Origin of the sequence: Nostoc sp. XA010 (assembly GCF_020829625.1) — a bacterium.
GTDB lineage: Bacteria > Cyanobacteriota > Cyanobacteriia > Cyanobacteriales > Nostocaceae > Nostoc.
The window spans coordinates 519211-543361 of sequence record NZ_JAIVFX010000001.1 but is presented as its reverse complement, the minus strand read 5'-3'; the positions used below and the strand labels follow the sequence as shown (position 1 = coordinate 543361).

Annotated in this window: 21 protein-coding genes and 1 pseudogene; 17 read left to right on the top strand and 5 right to left on the bottom strand. The window is 42.3% G+C overall.

What is annotated here, in order from left to right; all coding sequences use genetic code 11:
* Positions 1-37: 37 nt before the first annotated feature.
* Positions 38-535 (bottom strand): GNAT family N-acetyltransferase, encoded by a 498-nt coding sequence (locus tag LC608_RS02440; RefSeq protein WP_229551991.1) that lies wholly within the window; start codon positions 533-535, stop codon positions 38-40.
* A gap of 422 nt (positions 536-957) precedes the next feature.
* Here LC608_RS02440 and LC608_RS02435 point away from each other — a divergent pair, with 422 nt between their 5' ends.
* Positions 958-1437, top strand: coding sequence for a beta-lactamase hydrolase domain-containing protein (locus LC608_RS02435; protein ID WP_229551990.1), 480 nt, complete (start codon positions 958-960; stop codon positions 1435-1437).
* Positions 1438-1553: 116 nt separating this feature from the next.
* On the opposite strand, the gene LC608_RS02430 is transcribed toward LC608_RS02435, so the two are convergent.
* Entirely contained in the window at positions 1554-2768 is a 1215-nt protein-coding gene (locus LC608_RS02430; RefSeq protein ID WP_229551989.1) for an FAD-dependent oxidoreductase, read from the bottom strand.
* 223 nt (positions 2769-2991) lie between these two features.
* Here LC608_RS02430 and LC608_RS02425 point away from each other — a divergent pair, with 223 nt between their 5' ends.
* The 13 genes from LC608_RS02425 to LC608_RS02365 all read left to right on the top strand — a co-directional run bounded on the left by LC608_RS02425 (position 2992) and on the right by LC608_RS02365 (position 20108).
* On the top strand, positions 2992-3735 hold the full coding sequence (locus tag LC608_RS02425; protein ID WP_229551988.1) for a pentapeptide repeat-containing protein: 744 nt from the start codon (positions 2992-2994) through the stop codon (positions 3733-3735).
* Positions 3736-4130: 395 nt separating this feature from the next.
* Positions 4131-5606 (top strand): pentapeptide repeat-containing protein, encoded by a 1476-nt coding sequence (locus LC608_RS02420; protein WP_229551987.1) that lies wholly within the window; start codon positions 4131-4133, stop codon positions 5604-5606.
* 101 nt (positions 5607-5707) lie between these two features.
* Positions 5708-6058 (top strand): hypothetical protein, encoded by a 351-nt coding sequence (locus tag LC608_RS02415; protein ID WP_229551986.1) that lies wholly within the window; start codon positions 5708-5710, stop codon positions 6056-6058.
* Positions 6059-6115: 57 nt separating this feature from the next.
* Positions 6116-6439, top strand: a complete 324-nt coding sequence (locus tag LC608_RS02410; RefSeq protein ID WP_229551985.1) for a hypothetical protein — start codon at positions 6116-6118, stop codon at positions 6437-6439.
* Between the two features lie 376 nt (positions 6440-6815).
* Positions 6816-9920 (top strand): PAS domain S-box protein, encoded by a 3105-nt coding sequence (locus LC608_RS02405; protein WP_229551984.1) that lies wholly within the window; start codon positions 6816-6818, stop codon positions 9918-9920.
* Positions 9917-10393 (top strand): response regulator, encoded by a 477-nt coding sequence (locus LC608_RS02400; protein WP_229551983.1) that lies wholly within the window; start codon positions 9917-9919, stop codon positions 10391-10393. Before LC608_RS02405 ends, LC608_RS02400 begins: the two co-directional genes overlap by 4 nt.
* Positions 10393-12375: a response regulator gene (locus LC608_RS02395; RefSeq protein WP_229551982.1), complete on the top strand. Its 1983-nt coding sequence runs from the start codon at positions 10393-10395 to the stop codon at positions 12373-12375. Before LC608_RS02400 ends, LC608_RS02395 begins: the two co-directional genes overlap by 1 nt.
* 472 nt (positions 12376-12847) lie before the next feature.
* On the top strand, positions 12848-14074 hold the full coding sequence (locus LC608_RS02390; protein ID WP_229551981.1) for a pentapeptide repeat-containing protein: 1227 nt from the start codon (positions 12848-12850) through the stop codon (positions 14072-14074).
* 430 nt (positions 14075-14504) lie between these two features.
* Positions 14505-15716, top strand: a complete 1212-nt coding sequence (locus LC608_RS02385; RefSeq protein WP_267870931.1) for an ABC exporter membrane fusion protein — start codon at positions 14505-14507, stop codon at positions 15714-15716.
* A 118-nt stretch (positions 15717-15834) separates the two neighbouring features.
* Positions 15835-17007 (top strand): ABC transporter permease DevC, encoded by a 1173-nt coding sequence (gene devC / locus LC608_RS02380; RefSeq protein WP_229552083.1) that lies wholly within the window; start codon positions 15835-15837, stop codon positions 17005-17007.
* 96 nt (positions 17008-17103) lie between these two features.
* The gene (locus tag LC608_RS02375) at positions 17104-17796 is read left to right on the top strand and encodes a DevA family ABC transporter ATP-binding protein (protein WP_229551980.1); all 693 of its coding nucleotides are present in this window, start codon (positions 17104-17106) and stop codon (positions 17794-17796) included.
* A gap of 735 nt (positions 17797-18531) precedes the next feature.
* Positions 18532-19446: a M23 family metallopeptidase gene (locus LC608_RS02370; RefSeq protein WP_229551979.1), complete on the top strand. Its 915-nt coding sequence runs from the start codon at positions 18532-18534 to the stop codon at positions 19444-19446.
* Positions 19447-19568: 122 nt separating this feature from the next.
* Positions 19569-20108: a late competence development ComFB family protein gene (locus tag LC608_RS02365; RefSeq protein ID WP_229551978.1), complete on the top strand. Its 540-nt coding sequence runs from the start codon at positions 19569-19571 to the stop codon at positions 20106-20108.
* Between the two features lie 59 nt (positions 20109-20167).
* On the opposite strand, the gene LC608_RS02360 is transcribed toward LC608_RS02365, so the two are convergent.
* Positions 20168-21145 carry a L,D-transpeptidase gene (locus tag LC608_RS02360; RefSeq protein WP_374108358.1) on the bottom strand — a complete coding sequence of 326 codons (978 nt, stop codon included), beginning with the start codon at positions 21143-21145 and terminating at the stop codon, positions 20168-20170.
* 279 nt (positions 21146-21424) lie between these two features.
* Between LC608_RS02360 and LC608_RS02355 the strand changes: the two genes are divergently transcribed.
* From LC608_RS02355 to LC608_RS02345, 3 genes are all read left to right on the top strand, one after another.
* On the top strand, positions 21425-21565 hold the full coding sequence (locus tag LC608_RS02355) for a hypothetical protein (RefSeq protein ID WP_229551976.1): 141 nt from the start codon (positions 21425-21427) through the stop codon (positions 21563-21565).
* Positions 21566-21929: 364 nt separating this feature from the next.
* Positions 21930-22586: a sigma-70 family RNA polymerase sigma factor gene (locus LC608_RS02350; protein ID WP_229551975.1), complete on the top strand. Its 657-nt coding sequence runs from the start codon at positions 21930-21932 to the stop codon at positions 22584-22586.
* 154 nt (positions 22587-22740) lie between these two features.
* Positions 22741-23355, top strand: coding sequence for an anti-sigma factor (locus LC608_RS02345; RefSeq protein WP_229551974.1), 615 nt, complete (start codon positions 22741-22743; stop codon positions 23353-23355).
* 16 nt (positions 23356-23371) lie between these two features.
* On the opposite strand, the pseudogene LC608_RS02340 reads toward LC608_RS02345, so the two are convergent.
* Positions 23372-23576 (bottom strand): annotated as a pseudogene (locus LC608_RS02340) (gamma-glutamylcyclotransferase); the annotation flags it as partial.
* A gap of 421 nt (positions 23577-23997) precedes the next feature.
* The gene (locus tag LC608_RS02335) at positions 23998-24144 is read right to left on the bottom strand and encodes a hypothetical protein (RefSeq protein ID WP_229551973.1); all 147 of its coding nucleotides are present in this window, start codon (positions 24142-24144) and stop codon (positions 23998-24000) included.
* Between the last annotated feature and the right edge of the window lie 7 nt (positions 24145-24151).

The following is a 24151-nucleotide window of genomic DNA, read 5'->3' as shown; positions in this document are numbered from 1 at the left end:
TTAAAGTTATTGAAAATCTTCTTATATCGGATCAAATTTATTTTGGTGCAATAGCTAATACTTTACTCATTTTAGTAACTGGGACAACTATTCCACTTCTTAAATAATGAGGCGCTCTTTGGATGGCAGTAAATCCCAGCCGTAAATAAAAGCCTTCGGCATAAAGGCTAGCAGTTGTAATTACCTTATTTATACCTTGATTAGTTGCTTCATTGCAAAAATGTTGGACTAAAGCACGCCCGATCCCTTTACCTTGATATTTAGGATGAACATACAGTCCGATAAGTTCATCAACAATAAAACTAGCAAAACCTATTACAACATCTCCCTGGATCGCAACCCAGAAAGTTTCCGCTTTCATACTCTTCAAGATATTTGAACCATCAGGTTTGTCACGGTTATTACGCCAAGCTAAAAGTTCTTTTCGGGTGTAGAAAGTTGCAGGTAGAGCTTTGATGGCAGCAATATGAATTGCACTCAGCACCCACGCATCTGTTTCTTGGGCAGGCCGAAGAGATATTTCGTTAGCGCTCATAGGTTCAGGGCTGGTATTCAGATTACATGCCTGTTTTACTTTTTAGTATATTATGAGAAATTTTAGTTGCGTAGGTATAGCCCACACTTCTCTACACGACGCTGCACATAGCTTGTAAGTTTGGGGATAACTGCTGACTGCACTCTGTAATTCAATCGATGACAACTCCTAAACTATAAGCTACGGTAATTTTATACGCAAAACCTATAATAAGTTTTAAACACCATTAACCCTATCGACAAACCGTATATTATAGATAAAGCAATAAAATAACCAGCTTCAAAATCTGTATTTTGAAGTAATCAAGCAATATCTTTTGATATTTGGCTAATTTTGAGGTGCTTATTTGAATATCTTCTTAAAGCTTGCTGATTAGACTATTTAACAAGCTGGAAGCCATTAGTAATTGAAAAGGAGTGAATGTGATCAACGCCATACAGATTAACGAAAACTTGACAACAACAGGACAAGTTATACCAAAACAGCTTGAGCAAGCTATCCAAGAAGGTTTTAAGTCCGTTCTAAATCTGCGATCGCCAGATGAGCTAGGATTTTCTAAGGATGAGCAAAAAGTAGCGGAAGCATTGGGGCTGCATTATACGAATGTTCCACTCAAGGTGGATTTAAAAAATTTAAATGAAGAGGCTATTACTAAAATTCTTACAACACTCGAAGAAATTCCTAAACCAGCAGTGGTACATTGTGCAGCAGGGATGCGATCGACTGGAATTGCCCTCTTAAGTATCGCTATCCAGGAAGGATTAACGGCAGAAGAAACTTTGGCAAAAGCTAAAAATTTGGGTTTTGGATTCTTTGAACACGCTGGTGTTAGTCCCCGGCTGAAGCAATTATTTATGGACTACGTTAACAAACACGCGAAAGTAGCTGTGTCTACTTGCTGAAACAGCGAGTTTGACAACCTCTTCCTGCCTTGAACTGTCGTTAAAGTCTGTCCCTTTCCGAGCCGGAGAGGGGCGTTTTTGCGTAGTAAGACCTTTTTTTACTCAGGTACACTGCGCTAACACACTTTACTCTTGCTACTTGGGAGGTTACGAAAGCGTTCCATGAAACGGCAGTCAATCCAATTTTTGTAATGCCACAATAGTTTGTGAGGTGGTAAAGTAAAAGCGCCCCTGGTTGCGATTGCTCGTTCGTCTCCTGTACCAATTAAACTCAAATATTGTTTTTGTGGTCTATAGGGTTTGAGCGGCTTATTTAATAAAATTCGCTGTAAATTCTCAAATAAAGGTTTACCTTGCCTAACAGCAAATACCCCAGCTTTCGGACGCGGATGATTTACCATTGTGGCAATATCACCAGCAGCAAATACTTGCGGGTGCGTTTGAGATTGCAAGGTATCTTCTACCAAAATAAAACCTTGCTCATCAGTTCCTAGTCCAGCGCTTTTTAACCATTCGGGTGCGGATGCTTGTGTTACCCAGAAAATTTTATTACACTCCACTACCAAACCAGATTCGCATTTTATCTCAAATATTTCTTTAGCTTCCTTGTAGATTGTAGGTGCAAGTTTACACACAGTTTCCCCAAGATGTAGCTTAATACCTCGTGCAGTTAAAATTTGCTGAATTTGATGGCGCACTGATGAATGGTAATTGGGCATCAGTTCCGTGCCACGCTGGAATAAATGAACTTCAAGATTTTGAATTGGTTGTTGAGTTTGACGTAAAATGCGATGTAAATGAGATTGCATGGACAGCGCCAATTCTACACCGCCAGCGCCACCACCCACGATCGCAATGCTAATTGGTTCTTGAGGATTTTTACCTACAGCTTCAATTAGTTCATACCAATGTTCCAATAGCTGCGATACTGGTTTAGCTGCGATCGCATATTCTGCTGCACCTGATACAGACACTGTGGCTGGAGTGCTGCCAATATCAATAGACAGCACATCAAAATCTACCACAAGTCCATTAGCACAAAGAACTTTGTGATTTTCCAAGTCTAGGGCAACTACTCTGTCAATATACAGATGTGCTTGAGCAAAGTTCGCTAAAGGTCGCAAGTCAATATGACATTCATCATGGCTATAAAATCCGGCAATATGTCCTGGTAACATTCCAGAATAGGCTGTATTTTTGGCTGCGGTAATCAACGTTAAACGGACACCAGGTAAAGGCTTTCTCCCAAACATTTTCAGGGCAATTGCATGGCTGTGACCGCCACCAATCAGCACTAAGTTTTTAACTATAGGCTGTAATTTTTGTTGCATTGAAGTAGTTAATAACAATACTATTTGAATTGTAAGATTTTTTTGTAGCCTAGCGTATCTGGAAAAAGAAGGCTATCCTTTATTATTAGTGGTTTTCATAAATGATTTATGGATGCTTTATCGTAGGCATCAATCAAAATTATTATGATCGGGTTAATTGATAGTGAAGAATGAAGAGTAGTGAGTACAAGTCATTTTTGAAACCTCATTTTATCACTTAGTAATGTTGACAGTAATTATTAATGCTTTTCAGGGCATAAAAAATATTTTACCGACTAATAACGGACAGATATCGAAAATATGTCTGAGGATACATGATTTTTATGGAAAAGTTAACCAAACTCAGCATCAGTCGCCAAAAGAAAGTTTAAGAATAGCAATTGAAGAACTAGGGAATAACACAATAGAAATTAGTCTCGCTGTAATTAATGATTTAGAGCAAATTGCCCAAAATCATGCACAGTACCACTGGATAATTATGGGCATTCTTACTACTTTTATACGAGAAAATGCTCCTTACATGCCCCAAGAGAAATTAACGAGCAACCTATCAACAAAACTTCGTATAGATATTCAAGCAGCCCTTACCGTTATCGCTAGAAGAGATGTAAACAAAGACCCAGAAAATGAGCAACTTGATTTGAGTCACACGGACATAAGAGGAGCAAATTTAAATAGGGCGAACCTAGAACAGACAAATCTTTATCAAGCTAATCTTGCTGGAGCTAACCTCACAGAAGCTAATCTCGCGGGAGCAATTCTCAGTGCAGCTAACCTAGAAGGTACTAACTTATATTTAGCTAACCTAGAAGGAGCAATCCTCAGTGCAGCTAGTCTAAAAGGAGCTAACCTCGAAGGGGCTAACCTCCATTGTGCGAGCTTATATCTAGCTCGGCTAAATGGGGCAGTTCTCAATAATGCCATACTCGATGGGGCAAACCTTAGAGAAGCTAAATTCTCTGAATAAAACACTCGTGTTGCAAGGCGAAAGTCAAAAGGAGCCAGTGCGCCCTTGCGGTGCCGACTTCATTAGCCTAATCAAAAGACGTCTCCCTGGTTTTACTACCCAAAACCGTCCCTCTTCGACTCGGAGAGGGACAGACTTGAACTAAAGTTCAAGGCAGGGAAAGGTTCGTTAAACTCAGATTAAGGCAGGGTAGCAACTGCCTCTAAAAGTCGTCAGGCATAATTGTATTCCGAGCTTCTTGCGCCATTTGAAATAGTATGTACGATATAGTATATTCCATGTAATTAACTAGTTAATTGAGTGTCTTGACACCTATTATAATTTTCTGCTAAATGCTATACTATTTTTCCTCAACATCTAAGTAATAATTCTAGGTTGTAAGGAAAATCGTTACCATGTCTTCTAAAAAGACAGACGCTCTTTTGAATTGGTTGATAACTGTAACAGTTATATTTGGCTTCTCATTGACTGTAATTTTTTTTGTTTTATCCAGTATTAAAGAATTGTCAATTCAGGAAAAAATTCAGTATAGAAACCAAGCATTAACAACTACTGCAATAGTTTTTCTGGCATCGGCAGTTATGTTTAATACTTATTATTCAGCAAAGCGGGCCCAAGCGATGCAGCAAAATGCGATCGCAGGTGAGAAAAACCTGGAAATTGGCATTCAAAATGCAAAAGTTAATCAAGACAGATTGATTTCAGAGCGCTTTATGGGGGCAATTGCCCAGCTTGGTCATGAAAAAGTTGAAACCCGGACAGGCGCAATTTATGCATTAGAAAGAGTTGCTCAAGATTTTTCTAAAGAACACTGGACAATCATGGAAATTCTCACTGCCTTTGTGCGAGAGAATACACCTATCCAGCAGGTGAGGGTAGAGCAACAAAACCCGGAATATCAAGAAGCAGCTTACTCAGGTAGACGTAGAGGTGGGTCGCCTCCCACACAGCAGTTAGAGCAAAACCTCCATGAAGAATTTCCAAAAATCCGCACTGATATTCAAGCAGCCTTAACTGTCATCGGTAGACGTAATTTACTCGAAGACCCAAAAGATCAAAAACTTGATTTACGTAATATCGACATTAGAAAGGCAGATTTGCTAGGAGTTAATCTGCAACAAGCAGACTTACGTGGTTCTGACTTGAGTGGCGCTGACCTGCGCGGAGCAGACTTGAGTGAGGCTGACCTAAACGGCGCTAAACTCGTGAAGTCTAATCTCTATGAAACCAAATTACTAAAAGCTAGCCTTTGTGGAGCAAACCTCTGTTGGGCTAATTTCAACCGCGCTAATCTCAGTGGGGCAAACATGCGTTCAGCCAACCTCTCTGGAGCAAGTCTGCGTGTAGCTAATCTGCAAGGAGCAAACCTGTATAAAGCTAACTTACAACAAGCTACCTTAAAAATGGCCGACCTCTCAGGGGCAAAGCTATTTTTAGCTAACTTGCAAGGAGCAAAATTGGGTAAAGCCAACTTGTACATGACGGGTTTGATTGGTGCTAACCTCTCAGGAGCTAACTTGAATGGAGCCAACCTTTCTGGGGCTAACTTGAATGCAGCCAAACTCCACCAAACAGAAGTCTATTTTGCCAACCTTTCAGAAGCGAGTTTAACGGAAGCTGACCTTTATCAAGCAAACCTCATCGGAGCCAACCTGTATAGGGCGACTTTTTATCAAGCTAACCTGACTCAGGCAAACCTGATGGGAGCTAACTTTTCAGAAGCTGACCTCAGTGATGTCAAACTGGAAGGGACAATTTTAACAGGGGCTAAAAACTTAGAGTTGCAGCAGATTGAAAAAGCACTTGGCGATCGCACCACTCGTCTACCTGATTATATAGAAGCACCGACAGATTGGCGACAATCAAGTTGAGTTATCACAGCATCATTAGTTATTTGGGCGCATTCTACCAGTTTCACTTAGTACTATAGTTTTTACCAAAAGTCTCCGTAATAATTTTGGAGATGAAGAAGATGAAAGCTATGTCTGATAATAAGACAGACACACTTAAAGGTTGCTTGATAATTTTAGCTGTTATATTTATCATCTTTTTAGTTTTCGTTATCGGAATATTTTTATTTTCTGATTTTGCATTTTTGAATCCTAAAGGTTTGGAAACAGAGCAAAGATTAAATTATGGAATTAAAGCCTTAACAACTCTTGGGACGATTTTCGGTGGATTTGCAGTATTAATCAATGCTTACTATGCAGCCAAGCGTTGGGAAGCTATGGATAAAAGTGCTGAGGCTGCAAATAAGAGTGCTGAAGCTGCTTTAAAAAATGCAGAAGCTGCACAAGACAAGCAAATCACAGAACGCGATTGAATTGGCAAAAGGCGATCGCACAACCATCCTACCGGAAAATCTTTAACCACCCAAACATTGGAGAGTTATAAATTTCACCCTCTGAACCTCAACGTTCACCCTCTGAACCTCAACGTTCACCCTCTGAACCTCAACATTGAGCCTTTGAACCTCAACGTTCACCCTCTGAACCTCAACGTTGAGCCTTTGAACCTCAACGTTGAGCCTTTTAACTCCAACGTTGAGCCTTTTAACTCCAACGTTGAGCCTTTTAACTCCAACGTTGAGCCTTTTAACCTCAACGTTGAGCCTTTTAACCTCAACGTCGAGCCTTTTAACTCCAACGTTGAGCCTTTTAACCCCAACGTTGAGCCTTTTAACCTCAAACGTAAGCTTTTTTAAGATAGAACATTAGCTAGAGTGACAGCGAAACCCAGCTTACTGGTATAACCTGAGAAATATTCCCTCAGCAGGAGATAAACAATAAGACACCTGTCCTATCCTAGTCAATGCTATGGGAATAGGAAAAGGAAATGTCTCTAAGAAAGCGGCTGAAGATTTTAGATTTAATTCGGGAGCTTCGGTAACAACTCAAATTTTCTCAGAAATAGTTTGCTGCTAGATTAAAAGTTTCATTCAAAACAGTCAATGGTTGAGAAAATCGGTATACAGTGCCTTCACGGATAGCGCTAAAACGAATAAAAGAAATGTTACGGCAGATGGGTGAACCCGGCAAAAGGCTGCTAAACCAGTATTTTTCCAGAAGCAGAGTAGGGTTATGGCTCATAAAGTGAGGGCATCGGAACCTAAAAAGATTTTTCCTGGCAGTAGAGAGCAACTGCTGCATTATGGTATTGCTTTGCTATCCTTTGCCTTAGCACTGGGGGCAACTCTGCTGCTCAATGCATATCTGACGGCAACTCCTGCGGCGCTGTTTTATGTTGCGGTGATGGTGAGTGCTTGGTACGGAGGCTTAGGCCCGGGGTTACTTGCTACAGTTTTGTCTACTTTGGCAATCAACTACTTCTTTTTTAAGCCGTTCGAGCCGCATAATATTACAAATCTAAGTAGATTAGTCCCTCTGGTCGTGTTCATCCTGGCAGCAGGGTTAATTAGTTCGCTCAACGAATCACGCCTCACAGCGCAACGGAAAGCTGAGGCAACTCTGAAGTCTCTACGTGAAAGCGAGGCCAGGTTTGGCCGCTTAACAGAGTCCAATATTATTGGGGTAATTGTGGCTGATCTGAAGGGCTTAATCATTGAAGCCAATGATGCCTTTTTAGAAATGCTCAATTATACACGCGAGGATTTGCGCTCTGGTAGAATTCGCTGGGATGAGATTACTCCACCCGAATACATTGAGGTGAGTGAGCGAGCAATTGAAGAACTTAGAATTACTGGGAGTTGTAAGCCCTTTGAGCAAGAATATATTCGCAAAGATGGCTCTCAAGTTCCCGTCTTAATTGGCTTTGCCAAGCAAGGAGATAGGACAATTATTGGTTTTGTTCTTGACTTGAGCGAACAGCAAGCTGCGCTGCGCGATCGCAAACAAGCAGAAGTTGCCCAAAGCATCCTGCAAATGCTCTTAGAACACGTCCCAGAGGGAATTACGATCGCTGGCGGTCCCCCTGATTTCCGAATCATCGCTAATAGCAAACTCGCGCAAGACCTTCTGGGCAGACCTAGTGAATCCCTCGTTGGCATGACTTCTGCCGATTACGTTCAGTCTTACGGTGTATTTTTGGCTGATGGTGTAACGCACCCCACCCCAGAAGAACTGCCTTTATACCGTGCTACGCGCTACGGTGAAACAATCCGCGATGAAGAATGCATCATTGAACGTCCTGATGGAACCCGGATTACAGCCAGCGCTAATGTAGTACCAGTTCGGGATTTCCAAGGTCAAATTATCGGTGCAATCAATTGCTGGCGCGATATCACCAACCGTAAGCAGATGGAGAAGGCACTGCAACAACGAGAAACAGAACTTCGCTTAATTACAGATACGTTACCAGTTTTGATTTCCTTTGTAGATTCAGAACAACGCTACCGCTTCAATAACCGAGCATATCAAGAATGGTTTGGGCATCCGGCGGCAGAAGTTTATGGAAAGCATCTTTGGGAAGTTTTAGGTGAATCCGCTTATGAAGTGCTTCGTCCTTATGTGGAACAAGTACTGGCAGGAGAGCAGGTCACTTTTGAAAGTCAAATTCCTTATCAAGATGGCGGCACACGTTATATTAATGCTGTTTACGTTCCCCAGTTTAATCAACAGGGAACCGTTGAAGGGTATGCGGCGTTGATTACTGACATCAGCGAACAGCAAGCTGCGCTACGCGAACGCAATCTGGCAGAAGCCGCGTTACGTGAAAGTGAAGCCCGCTTTCGGCAAATGGCAGATACCGCTCCCGTACTAATCTGGATGTCCGGGACTGACAAACTTTGTAACTACTTTAATAAACACTGGCTAGATTTTACCGGGCGGACTCTAAAGCAAGAAATGGGCAATGGCTGGACTGAAGGTGTTCATCCTGATGATTTTCAGCGTTGCTTAAATACATACATCAATGCCTTTGATGCCCGACAAAATTTTAAAATGGAATATCGTCTCAGACGCAATGATTGCGAATACCGTTGGCTTTTGGATACTGGTGTGCCTCGGTTTGCACCAACAGGGGAGTTTCTGGGTTATATCGGCTCCTGTGTTGATATCCACGATCACAATCTGGCACAAGAAACGCTACGTGATAGCGAGGAGCGATACAGAATTTTAACAGAAGTGTCGCCCCAAGCTATTTGGATGGGCGATAAAGATGGTGGTATTAGTTATTGCAATCAATACTGGTTTGATTACAGTGGATTGACAATGGAGCAAACCTCTGGCTATGGCTGGATTGATATCATTCACCCCGATGACCGCGTAGGCGTCTTTAAAACTTCGATGCAGGCTGTTACTAAAGCTACAAACTACGAAGCAGAAATTCGCTTCCGTCGAGTTTCTGATGGTAGCTATCGTTGGCATATTGTCCGGGGTTTGCCATTTCGAGATGCAGGCGGAAAGATTATCAAGTGGGTGGGCATTGCTAGCGACATTCACGATCGCAAAGTTGCCGAAGCCGCCCTGCAACAATTGAACGAAATGCTAGAGCAACGGATTCAAGAGCGCACAGCCCAACTCGAAGCCGCCAACAAAGAACTCGAATCCTTCTCTTATTCAGTCTCTCACGACTTGCGATCGCCGCTTCGCCACATCGCCGGATTTATAGAATTGCTTCAGAAACGGCATAGCTCAACAACTACATTAGATGAAACAAGTCAGCGTTATTTAAGAATAATTGCAGAAACTAGCAAACAGGCAGGAATACTAATAGATGAGTTGCTCACATTTTCTCGCATGGGGCGCACCGAAATGCGCTACATCAACATCAATATGGAGCAACTAGTGGAAGAAATAAAACGCGATTTACAAATCCAAATCCCAGGACGCACAATCAATTGGCACATAGAATCACTGCCAGAAGTCCAAGGTGATCCTTCCATGATGCGGCTCGTCCTTCGTAACCTCATAGACAATGCCGTAAAATATACGCAGACTCGAAACCCAACAGAAATTACTGTTGGCAGTATTGACAATGAAAACGAAGTTGTCTTTTTTGTACAAGATAACGGCGTAGGCTTTAATATGCAATATGTTCACAAGCTATTCGGAGTATTTCAACGTCTGCATAGCAACCCACAATTTGAAGGCACTGGTGTTGGATTGGCAAACGTGCAACGCATTATTCATCGGCATAATGGTCGAGTCTGGGCAGAGGCTATAGTTGACAGTGGAGCCACCTTCTATTTCTCACTACCTAAGTTGTCAAAGAAGGAGGGCGAATGAAAGAACTTAAGCGAATTCTGCTGATTGAAGACAGTGCCAACGATGCAGAATTAATATTGGCCGCTTTATCGGAAAATCATCTTGCTAACGAAGTGGTGGTGCTGCGTGATGGAGAGGAAGCACTAGATTATCTCTACCGGCGGGGGCTGTTTAGGTTGCGGATGGAAGGGCATCCGGTTGTGGTGCTGCTCGATTTAAAACTACCTAAAATCGATGGATTAGAAGTGTTGGCAGAACTAAAATCTGACCCAATAATGCGAGTGATTCCAGTTGTAGTACTAACTTCGTCCCGTGAGGAGCCAGACTTAGTTCGATGCTATGAGTTAGGTGTTAATGCCTATGTCGTTAAGCCTCTTGATTACCATGAGTTTGCCGATGCTATCAAGGGTGTGGGACTGTTTTGGGCAGTGATTAATCAGCCCCCTGTTGGCGCTCTACCTCCAGCGCCTCATCGTCAACAGGAGAAGAACTAATGAATCAACTCCGTTTCCTGCTTTTGGAAGACAGTTTGTTAGATACAGAGCTTGCCGAAGCGATGTTAACCGAAGGCGGAATTAATTGCGAACTAATACGAGTTGAAACCGGCGCTGATTTCCTGGCTGCTTTGGAAGCAGAGACTTTCGATTTAATTCTTGCCGATTATGCCCTGCCATCTTTTGATGGAATTTCGGCTTTAGAAATTGCCCGAAATCGCACTCCAGAGATTCCTTTTATCTTTGTTTCTGCTGCACTGGGTGAAGAATTAGCGATCGAAGCCCTGAAGAATGGTGCAACCGATTATGTATTAAAGCAAGGGCTAGGGCGGTTAGTTCCCTCAGTGCAACGGGCATTGCGGGAAGCTAAGGAGCGCCGGGAGCGCCAGCAAGCGGAAGAGTTGTTACAGAAGAGTGAAGCCAAGTATCGCCGAATTGTTGATACCTCTTATGAGGGAATCTGGATGATTGACTCTCAATCACGAACAGAGTTTGTGAATCAACGGCTCTGTGAGATGTTGGGCTATCCGGCAGAAGAAATGCTTGGTCGTTCTATGTTTAATTTTATCGATCACGTTGATGGAGTAGCAGCCGAAGAGAAACTGGAGTGGCACAAGCAAGAAGGGAGCGATCTTAAAGAAGCTCGATTGCGCTGCAAAGATGGTTCGTATATTTGGACGCTGATTTCTGCTAGAGCGATTTTGAATGAACAAAACGAGTTCTTGGGCGCGATCGCTATGTTAACTGATATCACCGATCGCAAGCGCACCGAATCAGAACGCGATCGCCTTTTGCAACTTGAACAAACAGCGAGGGCCCAAGCAGAAGCTGCTAACCGAATCAAAGATGAGTTTTTGGCAGTACTTTCCCATGAATTGCGATCGCCACTGAATCCGATAATCGGGTGGGCAAAACTGTTGCAGAGCCGTAAATTTGATGAGATATCACTTAAAAAAGCCCTTCAAACTATTGAGCGCAATGCCAAATTACAAGCTGAACTAATTGAAGATTTGCTGGATGTTTCTCGCATCCTCCAAGGCAAACTCAATCTCAATATGATGCCAGTCAATCTGGCATTCACCATTGAAGGCGCAATGGAAACAGTCCGTTTGGCAGCAGAAGCAAAAACCATTCAGATTGACATGACGCTTGATCCGCAGGGGAAAGTTTTGGGTGATTCAGCCCGTTTACAGCAGGTCTTCTGGAATTTGTTATCAAATGCCGTCAAGTTTACAGCGACTGGAGGAAAAGTAAATGTGCGATTGGAGTGCATCGGCACTCAAGTGCAGATTACCGTCAGCGATACAGGTAAAGGCATTCAACCTGATTTCCTACCTCATGTGTTTGACTATTTCCGTCAGGGTGACGGTACAACAACTAGAAAGTTTGGTGGGCTAGGGTTAGGTTTAGCGATCGCTCGTCACTTGGTGGAAATGCACGGTGGAACGATTTGGGCCGAAAGTCTTGGCGAGGACAAAGGAGCTATCTTCACAGTTAAGTTACCTCTGTTAAAGGAAGTTGCAACAATCAAGGATGACACGAATTCCGATTCCTCAACTGCCGTTTTTGCCGCTTCTCCCCTCATGGGTTTACAAGTTCTGATTGTAGATGACAATGCTGATACGCGTGACTTTTTCAGCTTTGTGCTGGAACAGTTTGGAGCGATCGTCACCACAGCCGCATCAGGAGAGGAAGCATTACAAGCGCTAACACAGTCAAAGCCAGATATCTTACTCAGCGATATTGGAATGCCAGAGATGAACGGCTATATGCTGATAAAACAGGTGCGGACTCTAGAAGCAGAAATAGGTGAAAAACAGATTCCAGCGATCGCTCTGACTGCTTATGCAGGTGAAATCAATCAGCAGCAAGCATTAAAAGCAGGCTTTCAACACTACATCGTTAAACCTGTAGCACCAGACGAATTGCTCACGGCGATTTCTAATTTAGTACGCGACGGCGGAAATAGAGCAACCATTTAAAATACCTAAAGAGCTTATTCCATAATACTTTTGACTTTTGACTCCGCCTTGCGGTACTAGTCCAATCTACTTAGGTGTTTGCGATCAACCTGAGTAATTAGATGATCCTCATTAATGTTAAAGTTTTTAAATTATTCTCCATAGCTAATACAAACGTTTCAATTGCGTGGAATAGCTTCGCTTCAAGCACAACCATGTTATCTTTCTACCACTCCATAGCTAATACAAACGTTTCAATTGCGTGGAATAGCTTCGCTTCAAGCACAACCATGTTATCTTTCTACCACTATCTACGGCAGTTCAGAGGATGTTTGAAAAATAACTTATCGAAGATTTTATAGATAATTTCTATGAAGTAGATTTAAGGAACTGTCAAGTAGTTACGTGTTTGTACTCTATCATAACCTTGGATATCGTCTTAAAATCAACCTAAATTTACTTCCGTAAGGAGTCAGATATGAAGACTTATGACATGTCTCTCATAAAGACAAATGGACTCACAACTTTCTTGATATTTGTCTCAATTATATTTATTTTCACATTAACTCTAATCTTTTCATTCTTTGAAAACATTGCAGGATTTTCAAATCAAGAAAAAATAGAATATATTAATCAAGCATTAACGACTGTTGCCATAATTATCGGAGGATTAGCATTAATTATTAATGTTTACTATACTTCCAGACTGTCTTTTAGTGAAAATCAGAGTGGATTAACTAAACTCCTTTCTGGGGCACTAGCTTGGGATAACAACATCGTAACTGATATTAAGAACACCCAAGAAACTTTAGAAGAAATTGTTCCAGAGCGTTTTTCTAAAGCAATTGAACAATTAGGAAATGAAAAGATTGAAACGCGGTTTGCCGCGATTTATGCTTTAGAGCGAATTGCCAGAGATTCTCACAAAGACCATTGGACAATTATGGAAATTCTCGCTGCATTTATCCGCGAGAATGCCCCAGTAAATCAGAAATATGAGGACGAGTCACAGCACTCATCAAAACTTCCTACAGATATTCAAACAGCCTTGACTGTCATTGGACGACGCGATTCACATAAAGATCCGGTAAATCAGAAACTAGATTTACGCAACACAGACCTCAGTAATGCAGACTTAACTGAAGCAAACCTTTCTAAGGCAATTCTCGTTGGAGCTAACTTGCAATGGGTCAATTTTACCCGAGCAAATCTCTCAGAGGCAGACTTATCAATAACCTATCTTTGCGGATCAATCTTCTATGAAGCCAATCTGCAAAAAGCAATGCTCCCAGAAGCCAATCTCCAAGGCGTAGTCCTCAGAAAAGCGAACCTCTCAAAGGCAATCCTTTACGATGCCAACTTGGAAGGGGCAATCCTTTGTGATGCCAAATTAGAAGGAGCAATCCTTTGTGGTGCCAACTTAGAAGGAGCAGTCCTTTGTGATGCCAACTTGGAAGGAGTAAACTTTGAGGATAGCAACCTTCAAGATGCAAACCTGATTGGTAGTAACTTGCAAAACGCAAAACTTGCTGGAGCCAACTTAGAAGCTGTGTTACTCAGTACAGCCAACCTGCAAGATGCCAACTTCCAAGAAGCTAACCTCTCTAGAGCAAACTTGAGCGGATGTGAAAACCTTAAATTACAGCAGATTGAACAGGCAATTGGCGATCGCACAACAATCTTACCAGAGAACTTTAAAATACCCAAAAGCTGGAAGTAAACAAAAAGCTAATAGAGGTAAGGAACTGGGGACTGGGGACTGGGGACTGGGGACTGGGGACTGGGAAGAAGGAATAAAGGTGTACTGAGTTTTGTTCAAAAATCAAATATGAGTCCTAAATTAGAATTTATTTGTTACTATTTTCTGACAAAAATCTTCTTTTGACTGAATTTGTCTCTAATTGTTGGCGCTGTTACAACCCGCGAATTTAAGAACGTTTACTATACCTTAGTACTTTAAAAAAAAACAAAACTATTACGTCAAAAACATAAGTATATTAATATTGGAGAGTGACTTGTTGTTATCCTATCTAGCTAAATCAGAGTAGGTTGGTAAATTATCAACAATTAGCATTTTTTAATGAACTCGGAATCGAAAGATTAACAATAACTATTTAGTTTTTTCTGCGCCACTAGTTAAGAGGTAATCTATGGTGCGAAACTCAAAGCTAGGGTACAGAATGTTCCCTAAGTCTATTCTGCGTCTATCCGTTGGTATAGGTATAATTGCATTTTTATCAATTGGCACAATAAGTTTTTATATACTAAAAAACTGGCAAAATTATGCAAATTCGGAAGCACAAGTGCCAGCAACACAATTGCCACAGTTACAAACGGTAACAGCTTTAGGGCGGATTGAACCACAGGGAAAGGTAATTAAACTCTCTGCTGCGGTGTCTGCCGAAGGAAGTCGGGTAGAAAAGTTGTTAGTGAAAGAGGGGGATAGGGTAAAAGCAGGACAGGTGATTGCGATTTTAAACAGCCGCGATCGCTTGCAAGCAGAATTAGAACAGGCACAAGAACAAGTAAAAGTAGCCCAGGCAAACCTAAACCGCACCCAAGCAGGTGCTAAAGCCGGTGAAATTGCCGCCCAAAAAGCTGCGATCGCTCGCTTAGAAGCAGAACGTCAAGGTGACATTAATGCCCAAGCAGCGACAATTGAGCGATTCCAAGCCGAAGTGCGTAACGCCCAAGCAGAAGATGAACGCTATCAGCAACTATATAAACAGGGGGCAATTTCCGCTTCCCAACGAGATAATAAGCGTTTAAACTTGGAAACCGCTCAAAAAAGCCTGCAAGAAGCACAAGCACAGTTAAATCGGACTCAATCAACTAGCCAGCAAAAGATTAAAGAAGCCACAGCAACACTCGATGAAATCGCCGAAGTGCCAGGAGTGGATATAAAAGCTGCCCAAGCAGAAGTCAATCGTGCCATAGCAGCCATGAATCTGGCAAAAGTAAATTTAAAACAGGCCGAAGTGCGATCGCCTCAAGATGGACAGGTATTTGAGATCCATACCCATCCTGGCGAATTAATATCAAATGATGGCATTGCTGATATCGGACAAACCAAGCAGATGTATGTCATAGCCGAAGTCTACGAAAGCGATATCGACAAAGTGCGTTCAGGGCAGCAAGCACGAGTATTTGGTGATTCCCTCTCCATTGAATTCCAGGGAATCGTAGATCGCAAAGGCTTACAAGTGCGACGGCAGAATGTTATTAACACAGATCCTGCTAACAATATCGATAACAGAGTAGTCGAAGTCCATATTCGGCTAGATGAAGCCTCCAGCCAAAAAGCCGCCACCTTAAGCAATATGCAAGTTAAGGCAGTAATTGAATTGGGAATAGGGAATTAGGAATTGGGAATTGGGCATTGGTTTAAGTTATTCCCCATCTCCCCTGCCCCCTGCCCCCTGCCCCCTGCCCCCTGCCCCCTGCCCCCTGCCCCCCGCCCCCTGCCCTCCACTTCTTATGATGGGATTGATTAAACAACTGCGACGGCGAACCCCTCTTGGATGGCTGCAACTGAATCATGAAAAAAGCCGTCTTTTAGTAGCATTGTCAGGGATTGCCTTTGCGGATCTTCTCATGTTCATGCAACTAGGCTTTCAGACTGCGCTGTATGACAGTAACACTAGACTGCATCGCAGTTTGCAAGCAGACATTGTTTTAACTAGTCCCCAAGCCCGTAATTTGCCAAGCTTGTCTACATTTTCTCGGCGGCGACTTTACCAAGCAATGGATATACCAGGGGTGAAGTCAGCAGAACCAATGTATTTCAACAACACAATCTGGAAAAATCCCCAAACACACCGTGAGGCGGGGGTGTTAGTTATTGGGTTTAATCCAGATAAGCCAGCCTTTGACTTACCAGATGTTAACCAGCAATTGCAGACAATCAAGCTGCCAGGTGCTGTCTTGTTTGATCGTGGTGCTAGAGGAGATTATCAAAAAGCGATCGCTCAAATTGCCCAAGGTAAAACCCTAACCACCGAAATAGAACGGCGCACAATTACCATTAGTGGCTTATTTCAAGTCGGCGCTTCCTTTGGCTCTGATGGCAATTTGATTACCAGCGATCAAAACTTTTTGCGGCTATTTTCTGGGCGACAGTCCAGCAGTGTCAGTTTAGGTTTGATAAAGGTAAAACCCGGTTATGACCCGAAAAAGGTAGCAGCAACATTGAAAGCCTATCTAAAAGATGATGTCATAGTCTTAACCCACGCCGAATTTATTGAATTTGAGAACAACTTCTGGAGAACAAATTCCCCAATTGGCTTTATCTTCAGCCTGGGTGTATCAATGGGCTTTGTAGTGGGCGTGATTATCGTCTATCAAGTTCTTTCCACCGATGTTAATGCCCATGTTCGGGAGTACGCTACCTTCAAAGCAATGGGATATCGCAATTACTACCTGCTAGGTGTGGTGCTTGAAGAATCGTTGATATTGGCAGCGCTGGGCTTCTTCCCTGGATTAGGAGTGTCCTTAGCACTTTACCAACTGACTCGCAGCGCCACAAATTTACCCATGTACATGACTGCGATTCGAGCATTGCAGGTATTAGTGCTGACTATCATTATGTGTGCAATTTCCGGTGCGATCGCAACCCGCAAACTCCAAGCCGCCGATCCTGCTGACATGTTTTAAACCTAGGCGAGTGGGGAGTAGGGAGTAGGGAATAGTGAAAAATTTTTACAACTCCTAACTCCTAACTCCTAACTCTTAACTCCCCACTCCCCAAATATGCTTCCCGTCATCTCCATCCAGAATCTCGACCACCATTTTGGTCAAGGCTCACTCCGTAAGCAAGTTTTATCTAACATCAACTTGGAGATTAACGCCGGTGAAATTATTATTATGACTGGGCCCTCTGGTTCTGGAAAGACTACCTTGCTGACCTTAGTAGGTGGATTACGTTCTACCCAATCTGGTAGTTTGCGGGTGTTGGGACGAGAACTTTGTGGTGCTAGTACTGAACAACTAGTGCAGGCGCGACGTCGTAACGGTTATATTTTCCAATCACATAACTTGCATGGTAGTTTAACAGCACTCCAAAACGTCAAAATGGCTTTGGAATTGCATAAACATCTTGGCTTGAAAAAGATGCTAGCTAGGTCAGCACAAATGCTAGAACACGTAGGATTAGGAAATCATTTGCATTACTATCCTGATAAACTGTCTGGGGGACAAAAACAACGAGTAGCGATCGCTCGTGCCTTAGTTAGTCATCCTAAAATAATCCTGGCAGATGAACCCACAGCCGCCCTTGACAGTCAATCGGGACGAGATGTAGTCAATCTCATGCAAAAACTAGCAAAAGAACAAGGCTGTACTATCTTGATGGTTACTCATGATAACCGCATCCTAGATATTGCCGATCGCATCCTTCACATGGAAGATGGCAAACTCAAGTCAAAAGTAAAACTGTCAGCTTAGAGTTGATAAGCCTTTATTAATCGAGCTTTTCAACTCTGAATGAGAAAATTTTAGGTAAAATCACTGTTATTTTACACTCGACACCCGCATATCAACATTAGTAATATCTGTTACGAGTGTATAAACGAGCATTAAGATTAGATAAACTGAAAATCCTAGAAATAATTTATACTATACATCAATAAAATCTATGATAGGGTGGGCAAGATGCCTACCCTATTTGTGCAAATTAAATACTCAACATCTTACTAGATATAGCATTGCCTAAATGTTTTGGGTTTATTTCTGACGCTTTACCCTTGCCCTTGCTTTACCTGGCTTGGTGATTTACTTACACCAACTTTAACCTAACAGTGTAGTATGAGTGTCCAGTTGAACAAGTGTCCAATTGATTCCAAAAATTTCTTCAAGTATTATTATCTAATGGTTAAAGCCCAACAGGTCTCTTTTATTGCCTAACAAATGATACCTATGTCAAGCCACAAGAGGATCTTTGCCATTAATCTAGTTAAATTTTAAGATCATTACCAATGTAATACATCTTGATTATTAAAGTTAATACCAATTTGCTCGATTACAGTTACAAATCATTCTCCCTTATCTCTTACCCCCTGCCTTTGTCCTATCCGATTTCCCAATATTTATAGTTTTCAACAATATTTACTTCAAACAGGAAACATTAGTAGAAATAAGCTAGTCTATTTTGCAACACAAGCAAGGGATTTTTGTAGCTCTATGATGATTGAGAATAGCGCTAGTAGTTCAAACAAGAAGTTGCTCGGTTTTAATATCAAAGCAATAAATGTGTTAAAGGGAATATTTGCTGTTCTCCCTCTCACCTTGGCATTGCCTGTAGAAGCTTTACAAGTAAAGGTGACTCCAACTAATCCTAAATTAGGGGATACAATCTCAGTGGAGATTAATCGAGATAATCCCGATAATACTACCAATCTAACAGTAGCTAGTGGTAAGAATACTTACCCAGCCTTTGAAATTGCCCCCAATCAGTATCGGGCTTTTGTTCCCACAACTCCGCTAGAAAAAGCTGGAACTAGAACACTTCGGGTTACAGGGGATGGTCAAGTACAAAACTTGGCAGTGAATGTGCTTAATCGCAAGTTCCCCGTACAACGTATTACTTTGCCACCTGGTAAAGCCGGAGTAGATGCTACAGAGTATGAACTTAAGCGTGTGGCAGCTTTCAAGCTACTACAAACACCAGAAAAGTATTGGAATGGAGTATTTCTGAAGCCAAATGCAGGGCGGATGAGTACAACCTATGGTGTACGTCGCTACTATAATGGTACATTTGCAAAGGACTACTATCATCGTGGTCTTGACTACGCTGGTGCTGCCGGTTCATCCGTAATTGCCCCAGCCTCTGGGCGAGTTGCTTTGGTAGGTAGGGTATCCCAAGGGTTTAGGGTACACGGTAACGTAGTTGGCATTGACCACGGTCAAGGAGTAACCAGTATTTTCATGCACCTAAGTCGTATTAACGTTAAAGAAGGTGATTTTGTGAAAGCTGGTCAACTAATTGGCGCAGTAGGTTCAACAGGTGCTTCTACGGGACCGCACTTGCACTGGGGTCTGTATGTCAACGGACAATCTGTTGATCCAACACCTTGGCGAACTAAGGTCGTTAAGTAGTAGAGGCGGAGTTGGTCGCGTCTGTGCATAATTTGTGTTTTTTTTTGCTGAGAATTACACAAAAGAATTTGGATTGATACCATCCCTACCTTGCTTGGCTAACATAAATGATGATAAGCATTATGAGTATCGAAAAAATTGTAGAACAAGCTCTCCAGGATGGTTATTTGACACCAGCAATGGAAGCAGAAGTCGGTAGAATCTGTGACAACGCCTCGGAACTCTCAATTGAAGAGTATATGGCGTTGGATCGGCTGATGGGTGCGCTATTGACTAGTGAGGTAGTGGCGGTACCTCGCAAACAATTCATTAACGTTATGGAAGAATTGGTACTGACAGAAGCGATCGCCCGAGTCGCAGAAATCGAAGCCACCAGCGAAAGTTCTTTAGATGTCGGCGATATTGCTGCTTACGCCCTCAACAGGCTACCACCTTTATATGCTACTACAGAAGAAGGTGCTAACTTCCAGCGCCAAACGGCTCAGGCACAACTGCAAGACTTAATTTCTCAGCAAATAAGTGAGGCAATTAACCGTTACCTCGATCGACCCCATTTCTTCCCAGAACGCCAAGCTTTGGGTAAAAACACTGGAAATGAGGTTGTACGCCAAGTTAGTGCTTTACTCCAAACATACGCACCTAACTTTGAGCAAAAATTATAATTTTAAGAGTCATTGGTCATTTGTTTTAAACAAATGACCAATGACTAATGACTCTATAATTAATCACGCACTAATACTGTTGTCCCTAAACTAACTTGCTCATATAACAATCGAACATCAGAATTACGCATTCTTAAGCAGCCGTGGGATACAGCCGTTCCTACCAGGTCAATTTCCGGCGTGCCATGAAAGCCAATTTCATTCCGTCCATCTGACCAAAAACCAATCCATCTGTCTCCCAAGGGACTATCCGTACCAGCCTCAAATACTTTGCCTGTAATCGGGTGACGCCAAATTGGATAGTGTCGCATGTGAATCACCTGGAAAGAACCTGTGGGCGTTTCCCAACCTTTCTTACCTATAGCGATTGGGTAGCTGGCTATAACCTCATCTTCTGCGTATACATAAGTCCGGCGATCGCTTAAATCAACTACTACTTGCGTCTTAGCATCTGCCAGCCTGTTAGATGGTACTTGTTGGGCTGAAGCTTTAGACCATATACTTTTTGGCCAACTATCTGTAACTGGATTTTGTCTTTCTGCTTGTGCCACCAGCCGCGTCTTAGTTGGTCGTTCGGTTTCTTTAGCTACATTCTTTCTAATGATTTGGGGCTGAGTTTGGGGGACAATCGCGCCTACATTAGTCGCTTTGGCTACATTCTTCTTAATTATTTTCGACTTAGTTGCTTTGGCTACATTCTTTTTTTTAATTACTTTCGACTTAGTTTGAGGCTTAATAGCAGAGGACTTTGATGTAAACACCCTCTGGGCAGTTGTGCCTTGGGTGGCTTCATCAACTGGCACAGATGCACCCAGTGCAATTTCCTCTAAACTAACTTGGGAAAGATTTCTGTAGACTCCTTCTGGGCGGCTCCCCTTAGGATTGGTTAGGGTAGAATCTCGCCGCATTGCAGTAGATACAGACTTATCAGACTGCCGTTGTGCCGTGGTAATGCGCCAATGGACAGCTAAAGATAAAAATGCTGTGCCAAAACAGAGCAACATTACCACCCGCCCTACAGATTCATTTCTTACCATTGCCATCGCCTATTATTTATCCCTGACATATCCAGCCGAGTAATTCGATGAGTTCATCATCCGATCATCAAAAATTTATCAATACTTATCATTTCTGTTATAAATCTGCCAACACCTCTGGGCAAACTAAGACTATGCAAATTGTTCCAGCAGGAAAACTCGAAGTGACCAACCTCATTCCTCCAAAGTTCTGGGGGTTGTAAGCCAATACTTAGACTTTCTGGTGCAACTTTTGAAATGTAGTAATCAATTCTTAGTGGTGTCAGTGGGAGAAAAATCATGTTTGAAAAACTATTCTTAGCAGTCACAATTACATTTTCCCTCAATTTCCTTTTTCAAGTTCGTGTACCAGAGCAACATAATGGTGCTACCTACGGGTCACAACCAGAACAATCAGCAGCTATTCTGGTAACAAAGTGAAAAAAATAAATCACCATAGCAACCCAACTTCCAGAAATTAATACCTCAACTTTAAAGGTATTAAGAAGTTAGAATTACAAAAGTTTTATCTTCATCCTTATACCCAGATTTAATTATTTTTATCAAGCGTATATACCCAGTTGCGAAAAGTACTAAAATGTGCATGTTGCCGCGCTTTTATTAATTAATGGGTCTTGGCTAACTATGCCAGCAGTATAAGGAAAAAGTGGCCCTCCTTATTGCTATAAATGTATCTAAAATTGTCTGCCTCAGTGTTCCAGTCATAAATCCGTCACCTTAGCATGGAACTTCTGTTCCATTAGCAGGTCTAATAGATAGGGATGATTTAGAGCCAGTACGATCTATGAGTCAGTCGATCTCTGTATCCTGGTCAACGATTGATGCAAAGTATCCAGAAGCATCAGTGCAAGTTGACAAACTCCCTAACCACGATTTAATTTTGCGCTGTCAAGCGGGACTGCGACCAGATCGTGTTGCGTTTGCAGAACTATTACGCCGCTATCAAAGTCAAGTTGATAGAGTTCTATACCACTTGGCTCCAGATTGGGCTGACAGAGCCGATTTAGCTCAAGAAGTTTGGATTCGAGTGTATCGGAATATCAACCGATTACAAGATCCTGCCAAATTTCGGGGCTGGTTAAGCCGCATTGCCACCAACTTGTTTTACGACGAGTTACGGAAACGCAAGCGGGTTATGAGTCCTTTGTCACTGGATGCTCCCCGTTCATTAGAAGACGGCGAGATGGATTGGGAAATCGCTGGCGATACTCCCGGTCCTGAAGAAGAACTGACAACTAGAGAATTTTACGAACAATTGCGAGAAGCGATCGCGGATTTACCAGAAGTTTTTCGTACTACCATTGTCCTGAGAGAAATCGAAGGCATGGCTTATGAAGAAATTGCCGAAATCACTGGAGTTTCCTTAGGAACTGTGAAGTCAAGAATAGCCAGAGCTAGAACGAGGCTGCAAGCTCACTTGCAGAATTATCTAGATTCCTAATTTACAGTATCTTGCCTCTGCCCAATGGCAGAATTTAAGCATAGATTAAGAATACCCACAACGTAGATCGCTTCTGCCCTGAGGAGGAAAATTGGCTAATTTCTCCGAATCTCCCGCCCAGTTTACCCGTGTATGAATTGGTAATAATGTTAAGATGACTACGGATTCTCAGTTTTACGACCGTTCTCCTTTGCAACTTCCTCAAGATTTGTCAGATGGAATGGCCAAGCATACCAATGAATCAACGGGTCTTATGGATATAGTGAAGCGCGATCGCTTCGAGTTATTGAGTGCTTATCTCGATGGTGAAGTCACAGCCGTTGAACGCAAGCAAGTAGAAGAATGGCTGGCAAATGATGCCTCAGTTCAATGCTTGTACGCTCGACTTTTAAAGCTGCGCCAAGGCTTGCGGACTCTCCCAGTGCCCACAGCCCAACAGTCACCAGAAGTAACAGTTGGGCAAGTATTGACACGTCTGCGCCGCCGTTCCCGTTTAAACTGGATGGCGGGAGGTGCAGCCCTTGCTGCTTGTGTAATCGGTGCAGTATCTGGCTTAGTACCTATTGGTTCGAGAGTGCCGCAACTGGCACAACGACCACAAACAGAACCGATACAAACATCTTCAGCCTCTATAATTCCACCTTCTCCTTTGATGGTAGGGCTAAATAACCCGGTAATTGAAATTCCTAAAGCAGCAGTAGCTTCTCCAGAAAATCCAATCTATCCGTTACAGCCGCAACGGCACGACTCCAAGCAGGACATAAACTAATCGCAAAATTAACAGTTCACAGATCGTAACTGGACTTTGCGGTTAAACCACAGCCACTCCACCAGCCGTCAGGTTGGAGGATGCCTGGTAATTGGTTAAAGGTCTAGAGTCATTAAATAAACCCAAGCCCAACCCAGAGAGAGCTACTGTGGCTCATAAACCTCAATAATTTGTCGATTATAGAGGTTTTCTGGTGGTTGTCTATTGGGCTGGTAATCTTCTGTAAACAACTAAAAAAGTTGTACAGTTTTAGGCGCTAGAACCATTATATTAGCGTTAACGTTAATACTAATCTCCAAAAATAAACTTGTACAATTTATCTAAAATTACTAAAATCTGTAGAAGTATAAAAAAATTCTACAATTTTGCAGTTTGTAACTTCTATATTACCGTTGGCATTCACGCGACTTATAAAAATAAAGTTGTAGAATTTTCTAAGAATTTGTCATATTGATAAATAAAAAAGTTGTACAATTCCTCAATAGTTAGCCTTGTAAGGGTTTGGAAGTATTTACTATAAGACTAAATGGCGATCGCATCGTTGAGATGGAAGATGCTAAACTCAAGCTGTTGATTCAACTTTATATTTGGAATGCGTAGGCGCAGCCCAACCTAGGCATCGCACTTTTACTTGGTGCAATATTAATCCAATTGCGTAGGCGCAGCCCGTCCTAGACATCGCTCCCCAGTAAAAGCCAAATCAGTAATTCTGGTTGGTGATGTATGCGATCGCAGTAGCAGTAATTGATTTCTGGCTGCAAAGCTAATTGCTCTTTGGACCAATGCCATCGCAGAG